The following is a 16,786-nucleotide window of genomic DNA, read 5'->3' as shown; positions in this document are numbered from 1 at the left end:
GGTCAGCCATGATTGGCTGCATTGAGGAATTGCTTGAGGCGGGCGGAACGGGTGGCGCCGAAGATTTCGTCCGGCGTGCCCTGCTCTTCGATGAGGCCTTGATGGAGGAAGATGACCTGGTCCGACACGGAGCGTGCAAATTCCATGTCATGGGTGACCAGCACCATGGTGCGGCCTTCGTCGGCCAAGAGCTTGATGACGCGGAGCACCTCGACTTCGAGCTCTGGATCGAGCGCCGAGGTGGGCTCGTCGAAGAGCATCACGCGCGGGTTGATGCAGAGTGCCCGGGCGATGGCCGCGCGCTGCTGCTGGCCACCGGACAGCTGCGCCGGGTAAGCGTCGGCCTTGGCGCCGATGCCGACCTTGTCGAGCATGGCGCGTGCTTCGGCCTCGACTTCGGCGCGGGCGCGCTTCTGGACGATCAGCGGCGCTTCCATAACGTTTTCGAGGATCGTCATATGGGCCCAAAGATTGAAGCTCTGGAACACCATGCCAAGTTCGGAACGGATGCGGCGGATCTGGTTTTCGTCGCCGACGCGGCGCCGCTGGCCTTCGCCGGTCAGCGCGATGGCCTCGCCGTCGATCAGCACGTCGCCGCGATCGGGGACTTCCAGCATGTTGATGCAGCGCAAGAGCGTCGACTTGCCGGAGCCAGACGAACCGATCAGCGAGATGACCTGGCCTTCGCGCGCGGTAAACGAGATGCCCTTGAGCACTTCGAGAGCGCCAAAGGACTTGTGCAGATCGCGCAGTTCGACAACCGGCAATGGACCCGAAGGGACGGGTTCAGCGTGCGTCATGCTCACCATGGCCCGATGCGGGCATATTTAAACCGGCAATCGCCTCTTGATGGGCGATCTTGACCATTGGCCACAAAAACAGAAGCCGGTGATATAGCAAGCGAAAAACGGCCCGCTCAGGGTCTTACACGCAGTTGGGTACACGCATGTTTTTCTACCTCTCCAAGATTTTCTGGGCCTTGGCACAGCCGCTCAGCGTCATCTTGCTGCTGATCGCTGTGGGAGTGGTGTTGTCGATCATGGCCCGTCGGCGACTGGCGATTGTGGCGCAAGGTCTGGCAGGGCTTACCGTGTTGCTGGTTGGGTTCACGAGCCTTGGTTCGGTGCTGATCCAGCCGCTTGAAAACCGTTTCCCGCGGCAGGCAGGCCCGGAGCAGATCTCATCGATCATCGTGCTTGGTGGCGCGACGCAAAGCCGGATCGGCGGCGCGCGAGGGGTGACCGAGCTCAACGCGGCGGGGGACCGGATGACGGCGGCGCTGGTTCTGGCGCGACGGTATCCGGACGCGCCGCTCATCTTCAGCGGCGGGATTGGGACGATCATCTCTGAGGGCGAGACCGAAGCGGCTTCGGCACGGCGGTTTTTCTCGAGCAGGGTATCCCTCCGGAACGGCTGGTGCTGGAGGACCAGGCTCGCAACACCGACGAGAATGCGCAACTCACTGCTGGCTTGATTGCTGAACGACACGGACCGGCGATCCTTGTTACCTCCGCCTTCCACATGCCGCGATCGGTCGGCTTGTTCCGAAAGATGGGGGTCGATGTCGTTCCTTGGCCGGTCGACTATCGCAGCACGGGGCGAGAGGGATTTGGCTTCGACATTGCCAATCCGTTGCTTAATCTCCAGGTCACGGGTATTGCCGTGCGGGAATGGATCGGACTTCTGGCTTATCGGTGGAGCGGCAAGATCGACGAAGTGCTGCCTGGCCCATAGAAAAAGGCGGTGCCGAAGCACCGCCCTGTGCGCAGAGCTCTCGGAGGGAGGGGCCTAGGTTCTGCGGAACAGCCCGATGACCAGGGAAATCACCAGGAAGGCGAGGAAGAGGAAGAACAGAATCTGTGCGATGCCAGCGGATGCGCCGGCGATGCCGCCGAAACCAAGAACGCCGGCAATCAGCGCAATGACGAGGAAGACGAGTGCATAATACAGCATGGGAAGCTCCATGAATTCTATTTGGCTGATCAACGCCGCGTGAAGCCACAGAGTTCCGTCTAACAAAAAAGGCCAGTGGAGAACCGGCCTTTTACTTAATCGTTTGCTGCAGCCTCACGCGGCGGCGCGCGAGCCTTCGTCGAAGAACAGCGCCTGGCTGATCAGCGCCTTGACCATGTCCGGGTTGAACGGCTTGGTCACAAGGAAGGTGGGTTCCGGGCGTTCGCCGGTTAGAAGGCGCTCGGGGAATGCAGTGATAAAGATCACCGGCACCGAATGGGTGTTGAGGATGTCATTGACGGCATCAATGCCGGACGAGCCGTCGGCGAGTTGGATGTCGGCCAAGATCATGCGCGGCTGGGTCTGGTTGAAGAGCGTCACCGCTTCCTTGTGGGTGCGGGCAATGCAGACGACCTTGTGACCAAGGCTTTCCACCATCTGCTCGATGTCCATGGCGATCAGCGGCTCGTCTTCGATGATCATGATTTCGGTCGCGACCTGGCGCGAAATCTCGTTCGAAGCCTGGTCGAGAAGGCCGGCGAATTCAGTTTCCGAGATATCGAGAACTTCGGCGGCCTGGGAATGGGTAAAACCCTCGACTGCGACGAGCAGGAAGGCTTGACGCGGACGCGGCGAGAGGTTGGCCAGGTTTGCAGCGGCACGCTGCTCCCACACGAAGCTCGATGCCGGCTCCGGAACGCTTACGGCAGACGAAGAAAATAGAGCAGAGAAGAGCTTATAAAGAGCGATGCGGTCGCTCGAAGACTCGGGAAAGAGGCTGATATCGGAGATCAGGGTCTCCAGCGTGGCCGCTACATAGGCGTCGCCCGATGTCTGCGATCCCGTTACAGCCCTGGAAAAACGACGCAGATAGGGCAGGTGCGGCGCGATCCGCGTAGACAAAGACATAGACGCTATCTCCCAGAATGACGCTTGCGGTTTTCGATGCCGCAACGACCACCAACGGTGATTATCAAGAAAAGTTCCTGCGGGTGGAACTTTTCTTGCGCGAGCCGCATTTTGCGGCCTGAAGGTTGACATTGGTACTGATCGGTCAAGCAGAATATGACGAAAGACAACGGGGTGGGCCAGCACCGCACGCGCATGCAAGCGGGGCGGGCTGAAGAAGGACTGGGTCCAAACACGGACATCGGTTCGCGTCTGCGCGCACTATATGGCGCCGTGCAAGACGAGGGGGTTCCTGATCAACTTCTCGACCTTTTGGAAAAGCTCGACAGTGCTGAAATGGCGCAGACGGGCTCTCGTTCCAAGCGGACCGGGGAATAAACCATGGCCGCCGAGGGAACCTCGTTCAAGCGCGAATTGCTCGCGACATTACCCAGCCTGCGCGCCTTTGCCGTTTCGCTGACCGGCAAGCATGACAAGGCCGATGATCTTGTCCAGGACACCGTCATGAAGGCCTGGGCGAAGCAGTCCAGCTTCGAGATGGGCACCAATATCAAGGCCTGGCTGTTCACCATTCTTCGCAACGAATTTTATAGCCAGATGCGAAAGCGTGGCCGCGAAGTGCAGGACACCGATGGTGCCTTTACCGAGCGCCTTTCGGTGCATCCGTCGCAATATGGCTCGATGGATCTCGAGGACTTCAAGAAAGCCCTATCGCAGCTCCCGGACGATCAACGTGAAGCGGTCATTCTGATCGGCGCTTCCGGTTTCTCCTACGAGGAAGCGGCGGCAATCTGCGAATGCGCCGTGGGCACGATGAAAAGTCGCGTCAGCCGGGCGCGCTCGAGGCTGACCGAGCTGCTCAAGATCAGCGGCGAGTCCGATTATGGCCCTGACGCCGTATCGGCGCAGGTGACCTCCGGGAACCACCTCGTATAACAATCAAGGGCGTCCTTCGGGGCGCCCTTTTTCAAGGCGGGCATTTTGTTCGTTATCGCTCAGCTTTGCCTCAAATGCGCCACTGGTCATAGGCATTAACCCTATGACGCAGAACAGCGAATGGCTTTCTCATTCAGCATGGCGGGCAGAATGAGCATCCCCTTGGATCACGCGACGCGATTTGAGCAGACCCGACGGTCGCGGATTACGCTGCGCCGTCTCGCTATCTGGATCTCGCTTGGCCTCATCTGCCTTGCCGCCTTTTCGGCGCTGACGCTGATGCAGGGCATCGACCGGCAGTTGCGGGACGTGACTGAGACTTACGCCGTCCGTAACGTGGCGCGAGAACTCAGCCAGTCTTTAAGCCAGGCCGAGGCCAGCCAGCGCGGGTTCCTCCTGACGCAAAATCCCGAATTCCTTGAACCTTATCGGTTGGCCGTTTCGAGCATCGACCAGCGCGTCGAGGCTTTGTTGCAGATGACCGCCGACGATGTCGATCAGACCGGCCGAGTTCGGAGCATTGCAGGGGACATATCCGGCAAGATGGCCGAAATGGCCCGCACGGTGGCGCTTGTCCAGGCAGAGCGCGAGGACGAGGCGCAGAGCCTTGTGGCATCGGGCATGGGTGCGCGCCTGATGTCTGAAGTCAGCGAAACGCTCGAGGACTTCATTGCCGAAGAAGACCAAAAGCTCGAGGCGCGCAATCGGGCGATTGACCAGACCCGCGTTGGTCTCGTGGGGGCACTGATCGCCGCGCTTCTGGCCGCTGCGATCCTGGCCTATGCCCTGCTAAGCCGGGCGCAGCGGCAGGTCAGCGACCTGGCGCAGCGGCAGCGCGGTCTTGTGGGGCTCAACGAAGCGCTCGAGGCCGAGGTCGCCGAACGCACACGGGACATCGAGGAGGCACGCGCCCATGCCGAGCGCGAACGGCAGCGCGTCGAAACGCTGCTGCAGGATGCCAATCATCGCATCGGCAATTCGCTTGCGACCGTGTCATCGCTCCTGGCGCTGCAGATGATGCGGGTGCGATCGGACGAGGTGAAGGTGGCACTCGAGGCGGCGCGCTTGCGCGTCCATGCGATCGCGTCTGCCCATCGACGTTTGCGCTTGGGTGGTGATCTTGAATCGGCAAGTGCGGACGAATTCTTGCAGGCGGTTCTCGACGACATCAGCGCTACGCAGACCAACCAGCGCCGGGTTTCGATCATTGGCGAGATCGACGCCATCAATGTCAGTGCCCGCGACGCCACTACTCTTGGCATTCTCCTTGGCGAGCTGGTAACCAACGCGCTCAAGCACGCCTTCCCCGACAATCGCAAAGGCACGATCACGGTTCGTCTGAACCGAGACAACGCAGGCGTCGTAACGCTTACTGTTGCCGACGACGGTGTCGGCCTCGCGGCCGATCATGCTGTGAGCGAGAACGGCTTGGGCTCTGTCATCGTGCGGCAGCTGTCGGCGCAATTCGGCGGCGAGCCGGTATATACGGCTGGCGACCAAGGGCTGACCGTCAGCATAAAGCTTCCCAATCTCAGCCGGGCCCCCGCGGCCCCTGTGGAGCGCTAGCATGCGGTTCAGGGCCATTCTCAATCGCCACGGCGGCACGTTACGGACCATGGATCTTGAAGCGTTCGCCGCCGAGGCCAAACAGATTTTCGCCGATGCAGGTCAGGTTCTCGACGTCCATATCGTTGATGGCAGCGATGTCGCCGGCGAACTGAAACAGGCGGCAGCGGACGCCAATGTCGATGTCATCATTGCGGCAGGCGGGGACGGCACCATCTCTTCGGCGGCGACAGTGGCGTTCAAAAGCGGCAAACCCTTGGGTGTCTTGCCCGCCGGAACGATGAACCTTTTCGCCCGCGCGATCGGCATGCCGCTAGAGCTCAAGGAGGCGCTCAAGACGATTGCCCAGGGCAAGGTGCGCAAGATCGATATCGCTACCGCTAATGGCCGCCCGTTCGTGCATCAATTCGGTGTTGGCGTTCATGCCCGATTGGTGCGTATCCGCGATGGCATGATCTTTCGCAGCCGCATGGGCAAGATGATGGCTAGTCTGCGCGCCATCTCTGCTGCCGTGGTCAATCCGCCGCGCTTCGAGGTCGAACTCAATGGGCCAATCGGGCGCATTTCGCAGACCGCCTCTGGCATCATCATTTCCAACAACCCGCTGAACAATGCGCCTATTCCGGTCGCGGCGAGACTCGATAGCGGGCTGCTGGGCGTTTATGTGGCGGAGAGCGTCACGACCAACGAGATGCTGACGCTGGGCCTCGATGTCGTCATAGGGCGCTGGCGCGACAATGCGCGTGTCAGCGAATACGAAGTGCCGCGACTGACCTTGCGATTTCCGCAGCGAAAGCGCGGCGCACATGCGGTGGTCGATGGCGAATTGATCGCGCTGGAAAGGGAGGTCCGCTTCGAGTTGCATCCCGAAGCGCTCCAGGTTGTGGGAGCAGCGCCCTAGTTCTTGCTGTTGCCGCGCAGCAAGGTAAGGGCTGCAATCGCGGCGGCTGGCAGGCCAATCCGCAGCAACATCGGCGACCTTGCCAACATCGGCAGGGCAGTAATCGCCGCTGTCGAGAAGAACGCCCCGGCTTCGGTGGAGCGGCGTTTCTCTGCAGCTTCGCGTTCTTGCCGCCGGCGGCCGACCAGGGTGGCTATATAGAGCACCAGTGCTAAGAGAAGAAAGACGCCTGCGAACAGCAGTGCGGCGATGATCGGCGAGAGATACGCGGCAACAACGAGGTAGCCTGCAACCAGCAGGAAGATCAGCGCCAGCAGCAAAAACAGCGCCATAAGCCCATAAAGGGCAAAGGCCGATTTTGCGCGATTGACGACGCTGCCGACCTCGAGGCCGAGCAGCGCCGCAAGCGGGGCAAGCAAGCCCATGATCAATGCCGGGTCAGAAGGGCCAAAACGAAGCCGATGCCAACGGCAGTCGCCACGGCGGTCAGCGGCTTTTCGCGGATGGTGTCCTTGAGCTGCTGTTCATACTCCTCGGCCTGGCCCTGCGCATCCTCCAGAACGTGCTGGCCACGGCGCTTGAGCTGGCGAAACTCAGCACTCGCATACTCCTTGGCGCCTTCGACACGGTTCTCGGTCAGCTTGGCGAGCGTATGGGTAATAGACTTGAGATCGTTCTGCAGCTGAGCGACCTGCGCCTCAAGCTGCTCTTCGCGGGTCGATTCAACGGCGCTGTCGACTGCATTTTCGATGTCGGCGGCGACGCGGGCGCCGGCAGGCTTGCGGTTGGCGTTTGCGGTTTCATTGGTCGTGGCCATAATGACGCTCCTTATGGATTTGAACGAACGCGGCTACTAAAGCAGAGCCGGCGAACATCTCATGCAACCGCCCCAACAGACGAGATGCCTGCCGGGGCGTAGAGGACGACAAGTTCAGACTTGTCGATTGATTGGGCGTAAGCGGCAATAAGCGAGCCAGCCCACTTGGTCGGTGTTCGCTAGATGCGGCCGGTCAATACCAGGATCAGAACGATCACCAGCACGACGCCGAGGATGCCGGACGGGAAGTAGCCGAAGCCACGCGAGTAGCCCCAGTTCGGCAGGGCGCCGATCAGCAGCAGAACCAGAATGATGAGAAGAATAGTACCCAAAGTCATATGACCCTCCTAAGGTCTTGGACTGCTCTGACCCTAGAGCAATGCAAGCATGAGCGCCGTGGCGGCGGCCAGGATCAGCGAGGCGGGCAGCAAGGCCATGGCCATGTCGCTGAAACGGGAGGGGGTGTCGAAGATTTCGTTGTCCCACACTACGGTGGCACGACCAGCATCTTCGAGTGAGCGGATATCGACGTGGTTCACTGTTTACCCCTGCCAGCCCGGTTAGGCCCGGACCTTCCTGGCAGCCCAAGGCTGCGTGGCAGGAAAACGAACGTTGCCTTATTTGGTTCCGCTGCGCCTTATTCGACGCGCAATACGTCGACTGACTGCTTGGTCACGTGCGAACCATGGGTCTTGAGCACGCCGACGATAGGCGAAATATCGGCGTAGTCTCGGCCGTGGCCGATGGAAATATGGTCGGCGCCGGCGATCATCGCATTGGTCGGATCGAACTCCACCCAGCCCAGATGTTGACCGCACCATGCTCGCACCCAGGCATGCATGGCATCGGCCCCCTCGAGGCGCGGCTTGCCGGGAGGAGGATTGGTGCGCAGGAACCCCGAGACATAGCCGGCCGGAATGCCCATGGCCCGCAGTCCCGAGATCATGACATGCGCGAAGTCCTGGCAGACGCCCTTGCGCAAGGAAAAGGCTTCTGCAGGCCGGGTTTCCACATCGGTGGCTTTGGGGTCGTATTCGAAGTCCCGGTGAATGGCGAGGCAGAGGGTTCTGGCGATGGCCATCACGGTGGGCTGGCCTGCGGTCGCCTCGATCGCGTAGGCCGCGATTTGCGGAACGATCTGCACCAGCGGCGAGGGAGCCAGAAAATGCTGCGGGCTGTCGGGTTCGACGGACCAATAGCGCGCGATTTCACCGGCCAGTTGGTCGAGGCGAGGCGACAGGTCGGCGGGCGCGTGGAGGTCTTCGACCAGCACTCTTGCGGTTAAGCGGATGTCGAGCTTGTCATGCGGCTCGGTCATGATGATGGAAGTGACCGAGTTGCCGAAAAAATCGATGAAGCCGGTCTGGCGGTCCGGCTTTGGATCAAAGAACAGAGAGGCGGCGACGACGCGCTGCACGCCGGGCACTGTCGCGGGTGCGACGCGGATGTGGTGACGGCCGCCATGGACCGGGGCGTCGTAATCGTATTGAAGCGCCAAGCGAAGATCGTAAAGCATCGGATCAGCTGAAATAGGTCATGGCGATGAGGCTGGCGAGGCTCGAAATTTCGCTGGCGAGCGCATCGAGACGTTCGGGATTCATGTCGCTGGGCTCGGCGATCATCAAGGCGGTATGGAGTTCAAGAGCGGCCTTGGCTACAGGCGAAAGTTGACCATCCTCGATGCCGCCGGGCAGGGTTTCTACCTGCGTGCGCAGTTCGGTAAGCTGGAACAGGACGGAGCGCGGGTTCAGCGGATCAAGCACCAGAAGGTCGACGACGCTTTGAGTGCCCGCGCTTACCGAGTAGCGGCGACGATGCGACATGACGCTGTCGCCCACTTCGAGCAACACTTCGAGCGATCCGGCGGGGGCGTCAGAGGCGGTAAAGCAGCTGACCGCACGGGTGATCTGGATGGCGCGTTCCAGACGGCGGCCGATTTCAAGGAAACGCCAGCCGGCGAAGCGATACATGTTCTCGTGCACAAGACCGGAAAAGCCGGCCAGCTTGCGCAGCAGCACGGTCATGGCGCGGGTGGAATCGTCACCGGTCGCAATGCGCGTCGAAAAGCGTCGGGCGGTCTTTTGCAGGTCGTTGAGCGCCAGCCAGCCATCGGGCGAAAAGCGGTCGCGGATCTGACCGGCGCTGTGCACGGCGCTGTCGATGGAGGCCAGGAGGCCCTGCGGCATGGCCTCGGCGACATCGACATCAATGCTGTCGAGGAAGTCGGCGCAGTGCTTGAGAATGGGCAGGTCGGGCTTGGAGAGCTCGGCCAGGCGGACATTGTAGGCGCGCAGGATGCGAACCGTGGCTTCGCAGCGCTCGGCATAGCGGCCGAGCCAGACCAGGTTGTCGGCGGCGCGACTGGGCAGACTGCCCGGAAAATTGCGGACGAGCTTTTCACCCTCGCGCGGCAGAAGCGACACTTGCTCCACTGGTGCCGATGACATGACCCAGACGTCGGCGGCGTGGCCACCGCGCTGCATGTTGATCGCCGAGGTGTCGGCCGTCGAGCCGACGCGGGCAAAACCGCCAGGCATGATGGTCCAGCCATTCCCGGTACGCGCCGCATAGACGCGAAGGGTGATGGGGCGCGGTTCGAGCTTGCCGTCGACATAGACCGGAGCGGTGGAGAGCTGCACCGGCTCCTGGCCAACATAGTCGGCGCCGTTGCTGGCGATGCGATCCTTGAGCTGCGCTTTTTGCGCCGGGGTCATGCTGGCGCCGAGCGCCGTGCCGCGCAGGTCGTCGAAGGGCAGAGCCGTAGAGAAGGCGGGCCCGATCATCAGAGCATCGAAATTGTCGAGCACGTAGTCGCGCTCGGCGGGCTGGCCGCACCACCAGGTGGCGATCTCGGGCAGTTCAAGGGCGCCACCGAGCAGGTGCTTGCTGAGGCGGGGCATGAAGGCGGCAAGTGAACGGGTTTCGAGGATGCCGGTGCCTAGGGCGTTGATCATGGAAATCGAGCCGGAACGCAGGGCCTCGACCATGCCAGGAGTGCCTATATGACTGTCGTAGCGCAGCTCCAGCGGGTCGACGAAGCTGGCATCGACGCGGCGCCAGAGCACGCTGACCGGCTTGAGGCCGGCGACGGTGCGCACCATGACCTGACCGTCTTCGACCGTGAGGTCCTCGCCTTCGAGCAGCATGAGGCCGAGATAGCGGGCGATATAGGCGTGTTCAAAATAGGTTTCGTTAAGCTGGCCGGGGGTCAGGATGCCGACGCGGCCGCCGGAGGGGCGGGCCTGGGCGAAGAGGGCATCGCGGAAACCGCGGAAGAAGCCCGCCAGGCGATGGATGTCGAGTGTGCCGTAGATGTCGCTGAGAGCGCGGGTAGTGGCGACGCGATTTTCCAGTGCGAAGCCGGCGCCCGAGGGGGCCTGGGTGCGATCGCCCAAGACCCACCAATTGCCGTCCGGTCCGCGGCCGAGTTCGAAGGCACAGAAATGGAGGAAATTGCCGCTGACGGGTTTGACCCCGACAAGCGGGCGCAAAAATTCGTTGTTCTGAGCAACCAGTTCAGGCGGCAACAGGCCTTCCTGCACGAGGCGATTGTCACCATAGATATCGGCGACGATGCGCTCCAGCATCTCGGCGCGCTGGGTAAGGCCGCTGGAGATCCGGAGCCAGTCAGCTTCGTCGATCAGGAGCGGAATATGTGCCAAAGGCCACGCACGTTCCTTGCCCTCGGCGCCATCATATTTGCGGTAAAAGACGCCGGCGTCGCGCAGATATTGGTCCGCGCGTTCGAAGCGGGCGGCAAGTTCGATCGGGCCAAGCGCATCGAAGGCGCCCATGAGCTTGTCCCAGCCCGGACGCAGGGCACCGGACGGGTCGATCATTTCATCCGGCACGCCGGGCAGCAGCTGGTAAGCCGCAATGATGCCGGGACCGGCCGGGGGCTTGCCGCGGGAGGGCAGGTGTCGCGTCGTCATGGATTTTACGTGAACCGCGCGGGGCGGCGGAGGTCAAGGGTCAGCGGGAACTCGTCCGCAGGCTTTTCGGCGCGCAGGGAGTAGGTGCCGGGGGTGTAGTTGTGCGGCACGAAGCGGGCGAGGCGGCGGGCTTCGGCTTCGTTGCCGTTGACCGGGAAGGTTTCGTAGTTGCGGCCGCCGGGATGGGCGACATGATAGGTGCAGCCGCCGATGGCCCGTCCGGTCCAGGTATCGTAGATGTCGAAAATCAGCGGAGCATGAACCGGCATTACCGGATGCATGCCGGAGGCGGGCTGCCACGCCTTGAAGCGTACGCCGGCGACGGCGCGGGAGCCGATCTGGTGCAGAGGCACCTGGCGGCCGTTGCAGGCGACGCGATAACGGGCCGGATTGGCGGTTTCGAGGCTGACTTCCAGGCGCTCGACCGAGCTATCGACGAAGCGCACGGTGCCGCCGATGGCGCCCTGTTCGCCCATGACGTGCCATGGCTCCAGCGCCTGGCGCAGTTCGAGCTTGACGCCGTCGGCTTCGACTTCGCCGCAGAAGGGAAAGCGAAATTCAAGCTGGGCGGCGAACCATTCGGGCTCGAGGTCGAAGCCGTGTTCGCGCAGATCGGCGAGGACAGAAAGGAAATCCTGCCAGACAAAAGTGCCGAGCATGAAGCGGTCATGCACGGCAGTGCCCCAGCGGGTAAGGTCGCCCGCGATCGGGCTTTTCCAGTAACGCGCGATAAGCGCCCGGATCAGCACTTGTTGAGCCAGCGACATGCGCGCATTGGGCGGCATTTCGAAACCGCGGAACTCGACGAGTCCCAGCCGGCCGGTAGGGCCATCGGGTGAGTAGAGCTTGTCGATGCAGATTTCGGCGCGGTGGGTATTGCCGGTGACGTCCGTAAGAAGGTTGCGGAACAGGCGGTCGACCAGCCAGGGCAGGGGCGCTTCGCCTTCGCCCGGCGCCGGGATCTGCGCCATGGCAATTTCGAGCTCGTAGAGACTGTCGTGGCGGGCCTCGTCCATGCGCGGCGCCTGGCTGGTAGGGCCGATAAAGAGGCCCGAAAACAGGTAGCTCATCGAAGGGTGGCGCTGCCAATGCAGCACCAGCGATTTCAGGAGGTCCGGCCTGCGCAGGAATGGGCTGTCATGCGGCGTAGCGCCGCCGACGACGACGTGGTTGCCGCCGCCGGTCCCGACATGCTTGCCGTCGATCATGAACTTGTCGGCGCCGAGGCGGCACTGACGGGCTTCTTCATAGACCGCTTCGGTGGTGGTGACGCATTCGTCCCAGCTGGAAGCCGGGTGGATATTGACCTCGATGACGCCCGGATCGGGCGCGACGCGAATGTTGTTGAGGCGCGGATCGTGCGGCGGGCCGTAGCCTTCGAGGTGAACCGGTTGGCCGATCTCTTTCGCGGAGGCTTCGGCAGCGGCCACCAGTTCGAGAAAATCCTCGAGCTTCTCGACCGGGGGAGGAAGACGCAGAGCCTTCCATCGCGCAACTCGGCCGTCACGGCCGTGCGCACCTGGCCTTCGATTTCGCTTAGCACCTGTTCAGTGACATCCTGCTGTACCGTGGCTGCAGTGAAGCCGGTGGTTGCTTGGGCGCGCGGATCGGCTGCAAGGCGGGTGCGGGGCGCCTGTGGATCGGGCAGGGGAGCGCGCGGCGCGCCGGGATCGAGCGGCACGACATGCGGGAAGTCGGTGGATTTGAGGTGCTTGAGCGAACTTAGCGGCAGGCGATAGCCGGCCGGGCTGTCGCCGGGCGCGAGGAACAGCTTGCCGCGCCGCGTCTTCCACGTTTCTGTTAGCCACGAGCTCGACGCGATGGCGTTCCAGCGCTGCACGGGCAGAACATAGCCGGTGGGCGTCGTCAGGCCCCGTTCGAACACCTTGGCAATACGGGAGCGCGCTTCGGGGTCGGCGAGCTCGGAATTGGCGGGGTCGACATTGGCGGGGAGGTTGGCCTCCTTGAGCAACCATTCGCCAGGATCTTCATAAGCTTCGGCAATGGTCTCGCCGGTAATGCCGAGGTTGCGCGCAAACGCCTCAAGGAAACGACGGGCGTCATTCTGCGTGGCGCCAGTCTCGACGCCTTCTTGGGCGATCAAGGCCGGATCGCTCCAGACGGGCTTGCCGTCCAATCGCCAGTAGAGTGAAAAAGTCCAGCGCGGCAGAGTTTCCCCAGGGTACCACTTGCCCTGGCCATGATGCAGCATGCCGTTAGGGGCGAAGCGCTCGCGCAGGCGGCGGATCAACTGGTCTGCCAACTTGCGCTTGGTGGGACCGACTGCGCCGGCATTCCACTCGTCGGCTTCGAAATCGTCGATCGAGACGAAAGTGGGCTCGCCGCCCATGGTCAGGCGGACATCGTTTTGGGCCAGTACCGCGTCAACCTTCTTGCCCAGAGCATTGAGGCGCTGCCAGCTTTCGTCCGAAAAAGGCTTGGTGATGCGCGGATGCTCGGCCACACGCGTCACCTTCATGTCGAAAGCGAAATCGACCTCGGCATAGGAGGCAAAGCCCGAAATCGGCGCGGCATTGCGATAGTGCGGCGTCGCGGCGAGCGGCACATGCGATTCGCCGGTGAGAAGGCCCGATGTCGGGTCAAGGCCCACCCAGCCGGCACCGGGAAGATAGACTTCGCACCAGGCATGAAGATCGGTGAAATCATGATCGGTGCCCGCCGGACCATCAAGCGAGACAAGATCGGGCTTGAGCTGGATCAGGTAGCCGGACACGAAGCGCGCGGCAAAGCCTAGGTGGCGCAGGACGTTGACCAGCAGCCAGCTTGAATCGCGGCACGAGCCCTTGGCATTGCCCAGCGTTTCTTCCGGCGTCCAGACACCAGTTTCGAGGCGCACGATATAATCGACATGGCGCTGGATCGAGGCGTTGAGCTCGGAAACGAAGATGACGGTGTTCTTGGGCGAACGATCGATGCCGTCCAGAAACTGCTGCAGCAGCGGCCCGGCGGGTTCGGCCTTGCGGTAGATCGAAAGGTCGTCGCGCAGGTCGTCGGGATAATCGAAGGGCCAGGTCTCGCCGCTCTCTTCGACGAAGAAATCGAACGGATTGTAGACCGTCATGTCGGCGACGAGATCGACTTCGATCTTGAGCTCGGTCACCGGCTCGGGAAAAACAAAGCGCGTCAGGTAATTGCCATAGGGGTCCTGCTGCAAATTGACGAAGTGCTCTGACGGGCTGACCCGGAGCGAATGGCTGAGGACCTTGGTCTTGGAATGCGGCGCCGGTTGCAGGCGGATGACCTGCGGCTGCAGATAAACCGGGCGATCATATTTGTAGTGGGTGAGGTGATAGATAGCGGCTTTGATCGACATGCAGCGGCGTCGCTCGTTTCAGGCCACAAATTGACTTCCCGTCCAAAGCTTAGACGGGTTTGGCGGCAATGAATAGCGCCATCAGCTTGGCGACGAGGCGATGCTCGAAAGCGCCGTGCGGATGTCGCGTTCGGTGTCCTTGAGATGAAGCCGCATGGCTTCGCCGGCACTGCGCGCATTGCCTGAGCGGATAGCGTCGAGGATGCGCTGGTGAGCGTCGATCGTGTCGCTCAGCGTGTGGCCACGATTGGTGTGTCCGTGTCGGCTGATGGCAATGCCTTCGCGCAAGGGCCCAGCCATGGCCTCGAACAGATAGCCAAGAACGCGATTGCCGCTGGCCAGGACGACCGCCTCATGGAAGCCGACGTCGAAATCGTGGAAGCGGGTTTCGCCATCGGGTTCTGCGGCGGCGTCGCGCATGCCCTGGAGGGCATTTTCGATGGCAGCGAGGCCGGCGCGGCTGGCGCGCTTGGCGGCGAGGGTCGCCGATTGTACTTCAAGCGACAGGCGCACTTCGACGAGATCGAAGAGGCCTTTGGAATCGCTGCGCATCATCGAGGCCAGGAAATCTGAAAAAGCGCTGCCATCGGGTTCGCGCACGGTCGCGCGCTTGCCGCGGGAGAGTTCCAGCAGGCCGCGCCCGGCAAGCAGCTTTACCGCTTCACGAACCGTCAACCGGCTGACGGCATATTGGCTGGCAAGCTCGGCCTCGCTGGGCAGGCTGGTGCCGGGCGTCATCTCAGTCAAAATCGCATTGGCCAGATGATCCGCAACCACGCTGGCGGCGCTGGACTGGTCCTGCCGTACGTCACTCATTTCAGGTTTAGTTGCTCCCAAAGGTATCAGATACCTTTTGGCGGACCGTCACCGTTGTTCGGCGCTTCTTGATCCGCACTCCCATACAAGACGCGCACCATATCCATGGCTTAGCGCCCCGACAACGGGGTAGGGCTGATTATTTGGTGTTTGAAAATTAGTCAAACGGATGAGATGCGGCTTTACAGACGTATCTGATTATCCTAGCGTCCGCGCCATGGGCTTGGGAGGTCCATGGCGGCACGCTGCCGTTTACGCCGGAGGAATTCATGCAGTTGCGAATGGCGAGGGGCCCTGGGGCATCCGCTGTTCATGTCGCGACCAGTTCGGGTCGCTTGAAATCAACCGATCTGGTTGGTGTTCCCGGCTTCTTCTGGCTGCGGCTGCGTAGCTCGACCTGCTTCACCCCAAAAGACCACAACAACCATCTCGAAAAATCTAAGGGAGTCGAGACGTGAAGGTTCTTAAAACAATTGCGACGCTGCTGACCGCAGGTGCCGTTCTGGCCACCGCGACTGCAGGCGCGTTCGCCCAGGACAAGGGCCAGATCGGCATCGCCATGCCGACCCAGTCGTCGCTGCGCTGGATCTCGGACGGCAACGAGCTCAAGACCGCTCTTGAAGGCCTCGGCTACACCGTCGACCTGCAGTTCGCAGAAGACGACATTGCCAACCAGCTCTCGCAGATCGAAAACATGGTCACCAAGGGCGCCAAGGCTCTCGTGGTCGGCTCGATCGACGGCACCACGCTTTCCGCCGTGCTGCAGCAGGCTGCCGATGCCGGCATCAAGGTCATCGCTTATGACCGCCTGATCCGCGAAACCCCCAATGTCGACCTCTATACCACGTTCGACAACTTCCAGGTCGGCGTGCTCCAGGCCAACAGCCTCGTGCAGGGTCTTGAAGAACGCTTCCCCGACGACAAGCCGTGGAACGTCGAACTGTTCGGCGGTTCGCCGGACGACAACAACGCCTTCTTCTTCTATGACGGCGCAATGTCGGTTCTCCAGCCGATGATCGACGCTGGCGACATCGTCATCAAGTCCGGCCAGACTGGCATGGAACAGGTCGGTACGCTGCGCTGGGACGGTGCTGTTGCCCAGGCTCGCATGGACAACATCCTCTCCGCCAACTACTCGGACGGCACCCGCGTCCACGGCGTTCTGGCTCCCTATGATGGCCTCTCGCGCGGCATCATCTCGTCGCTCCGCGGCGTTGGCTACGGTTCGGCTGACCTCGCATGGCCGATCATCACCGGTCAGGATGCCGAAGCACCGTCCGTCAAGGCAATCATTGCCGGCGAACAGTATTCGACCGTCTACAAGGACACCCGTGAACTGGCTCAGCGCACCGCTCAGCTGGTCGACACCCTCCTCACCGGCGGCACGCCGGAAGGCCTCGACACCACCACCTATGACAATGGCGTGAAGGTTGTTCCCTCGGTTCTGCTGACCCCCTATTCGGTCGATGCAACGAACTACCAGGAACTGGTTGTCGACTCGGGGTACATTAAGGCCGAAGACCTGCAGTAATTACTGCTCGGCTCAACGATCGGGGCTCCGCGGCGACGCGGGGCCCTTTTTGAAATTTTGCAACGGCCTCATGGTGGTGTTTCCAGCGAGG

Annotated in this window: 17 protein-coding genes and 1 pseudogene; 7 read left to right on the top strand and 11 right to left on the bottom strand. The window is 61.9% G+C overall.

The genetic code is table 11. The features are described from left to right. Positions 1–2: 2 nt before the first annotated feature. Complete coding sequence (locus G5575_RS12260; RefSeq protein WP_164534762.1) at positions 3–800, bottom strand: ABC transporter ATP-binding protein; 798 nt, start codon at positions 798–800, stop codon at positions 3–5. A gap of 146 nt (positions 801–946) precedes the next feature. Here G5575_RS12260 and G5575_RS12255 point away from each other — a divergent pair, with 146 nt between their 5' ends. Then, positions 947–1,474 (top strand): YdcF family protein, encoded by a 528-nt coding sequence (locus tag G5575_RS12255; RefSeq protein ID WP_235935933.1) that lies wholly within the window; start codon positions 947–949, stop codon positions 1,472–1,474. After that, on the top strand, positions 1,417–1,734 hold the full coding sequence (locus G5575_RS20460; RefSeq protein WP_328765980.1) for a YdcF family protein: 318 nt from the start codon (positions 1,417–1,419) through the stop codon (positions 1,732–1,734). The genes G5575_RS12255 and G5575_RS20460 overlap by 58 nt, the downstream gene beginning before the upstream one ends. A gap of 54 nt (positions 1,735–1,788) precedes the next feature. On the opposite strand, the gene G5575_RS12250 is transcribed toward G5575_RS20460, so the two are convergent. Both G5575_RS12250 and G5575_RS12245 read right to left on the bottom strand, forming a co-directional pair. After that, positions 1,789–1,953 (bottom strand): DUF1328 domain-containing protein, encoded by a 165-nt coding sequence (locus G5575_RS12250; RefSeq protein ID WP_046142315.1) that lies wholly within the window; start codon positions 1,951–1,953, stop codon positions 1,789–1,791. A gap of 114 nt (positions 1,954–2,067) precedes the next feature. Then, positions 2,068–2,862 carry a response regulator gene (locus G5575_RS12245; RefSeq protein ID WP_164534543.1) on the bottom strand — a complete coding sequence of 265 codons (795 nt, stop codon included), beginning with the start codon at positions 2,860–2,862 and terminating at the stop codon, positions 2,068–2,070. Positions 2,863–3,018: 156 nt separating this feature from the next. Here G5575_RS12245 and G5575_RS12240 point away from each other — a divergent pair, with 156 nt between their 5' ends. The 4 genes from G5575_RS12240 (at position 3,019) to G5575_RS12225 (ending at position 6,265) form a co-directional block, all read left to right on the top strand. Next, on the top strand, positions 3,019–3,240 hold the full coding sequence (locus tag G5575_RS12240; RefSeq protein ID WP_207633112.1) for a NepR family anti-sigma factor: 222 nt from the start codon (positions 3,019–3,021) through the stop codon (positions 3,238–3,240). Positions 3,241–3,243: 3 nt separating this feature from the next. Further along, the gene (locus G5575_RS12235) at positions 3,244–3,798 is read left to right on the top strand and encodes an RNA polymerase sigma factor (RefSeq protein ID WP_164534542.1); all 555 of its coding nucleotides are present in this window, start codon (positions 3,244–3,246) and stop codon (positions 3,796–3,798) included. A 150-nt stretch (positions 3,799–3,948) separates the two neighbouring features. Next, positions 3,949–5,364 carry a sensor histidine kinase gene (locus G5575_RS12230; RefSeq protein WP_164534541.1) on the top strand — a complete coding sequence of 472 codons (1,416 nt, stop codon included), beginning with the start codon at positions 3,949–3,951 and terminating at the stop codon, positions 5,362–5,364. A 1-nt stretch (position 5,365) separates the two neighbouring features. After that, positions 5,366–6,265, top strand: a complete 900-nt coding sequence (locus tag G5575_RS12225) for a diacylglycerol/lipid kinase family protein (RefSeq protein ID WP_164534540.1) — start codon at positions 5,366–5,368, stop codon at positions 6,263–6,265. Here G5575_RS12225 and G5575_RS12220 read toward each other — a convergent pair. The 8 genes and pseudogenes from G5575_RS12220 to G5575_RS12185 all read right to left on the bottom strand — a co-directional run bounded on the left by G5575_RS12220 (position 6,262) and on the right by G5575_RS12185 (position 15,164). Continuing rightward, a complete protein-coding gene (locus tag G5575_RS12220) occupies positions 6,262–6,690 on the bottom strand; it encodes a hypothetical protein (protein WP_164534539.1) in 429 nt (142 codons plus the stop codon). The two genes, G5575_RS12225 and G5575_RS12220, sit on opposite strands and share 4 nt — an antisense overlap. Before the next feature lie 2 nt (positions 6,691–6,692). Next, entirely contained in the window at positions 6,693–7,082 is a 390-nt protein-coding gene (locus G5575_RS12215; RefSeq protein ID WP_164534538.1) for a DUF883 family protein, read from the bottom strand. Between the two features lie 179 nt (positions 7,083–7,261). Then, the gene (locus G5575_RS12210; protein ID WP_164534537.1) at positions 7,262–7,420 is read right to left on the bottom strand and encodes a DUF3309 family protein; all 159 of its coding nucleotides are present in this window, start codon (positions 7,418–7,420) and stop codon (positions 7,262–7,264) included. 33 nt (positions 7,421–7,453) lie between these two features. Then, complete coding sequence (locus G5575_RS12205) at positions 7,454–7,621, bottom strand: hypothetical protein (RefSeq protein ID WP_164534536.1); 168 nt, start codon at positions 7,619–7,621, stop codon at positions 7,454–7,456. A gap of 98 nt (positions 7,622–7,719) precedes the next feature. Then, positions 7,720–8,598 (bottom strand): transglutaminase family protein, encoded by an 879-nt coding sequence (locus tag G5575_RS12200; protein WP_164534535.1) that lies wholly within the window; start codon positions 8,596–8,598, stop codon positions 7,720–7,722. A gap of 4 nt (positions 8,599–8,602) precedes the next feature. Next, entirely contained in the window at positions 8,603–11,014 is a 2,412-nt protein-coding gene (locus tag G5575_RS12195; RefSeq protein ID WP_164534534.1) for a circularly permuted type 2 ATP-grasp protein, read from the bottom strand. 5 nt (positions 11,015–11,019) lie between these two features. Beyond that, a pseudogene (locus G5575_RS12190) lies at positions 11,020–14,348 on the bottom strand (transglutaminase family protein). 81 nt (positions 14,349–14,429) lie between these two features. Further along, a complete protein-coding gene (locus G5575_RS12185; protein WP_164534533.1) occupies positions 14,430–15,164 on the bottom strand; it encodes a FadR/GntR family transcriptional regulator in 735 nt (244 codons plus the stop codon). Between the two features lie 454 nt (positions 15,165–15,618). On the opposite strand from G5575_RS12185, the gene chvE reads away from it, so the two are divergent. Next, on the top strand, positions 15,619–16,695 hold the full coding sequence (gene chvE, locus G5575_RS12180; RefSeq protein WP_328765979.1) for a multiple monosaccharide ABC transporter substrate-binding protein: 1,077 nt from the start codon (positions 15,619–15,621) through the stop codon (positions 16,693–16,695). Positions 16,696–16,786: the final 91 nt, after the last annotated feature.

The sequence above is a fragment of the Devosia aurantiaca genome, assembly GCF_011058215.1.
Taxonomy (GTDB): domain Bacteria; phylum Pseudomonadota; class Alphaproteobacteria; order Rhizobiales; family Devosiaceae; genus Devosia; species Devosia aurantiaca.
Note: the sequence above shows the minus strand (reverse complement) of the source record. Positions and strands in the feature narration are given on the sequence as shown.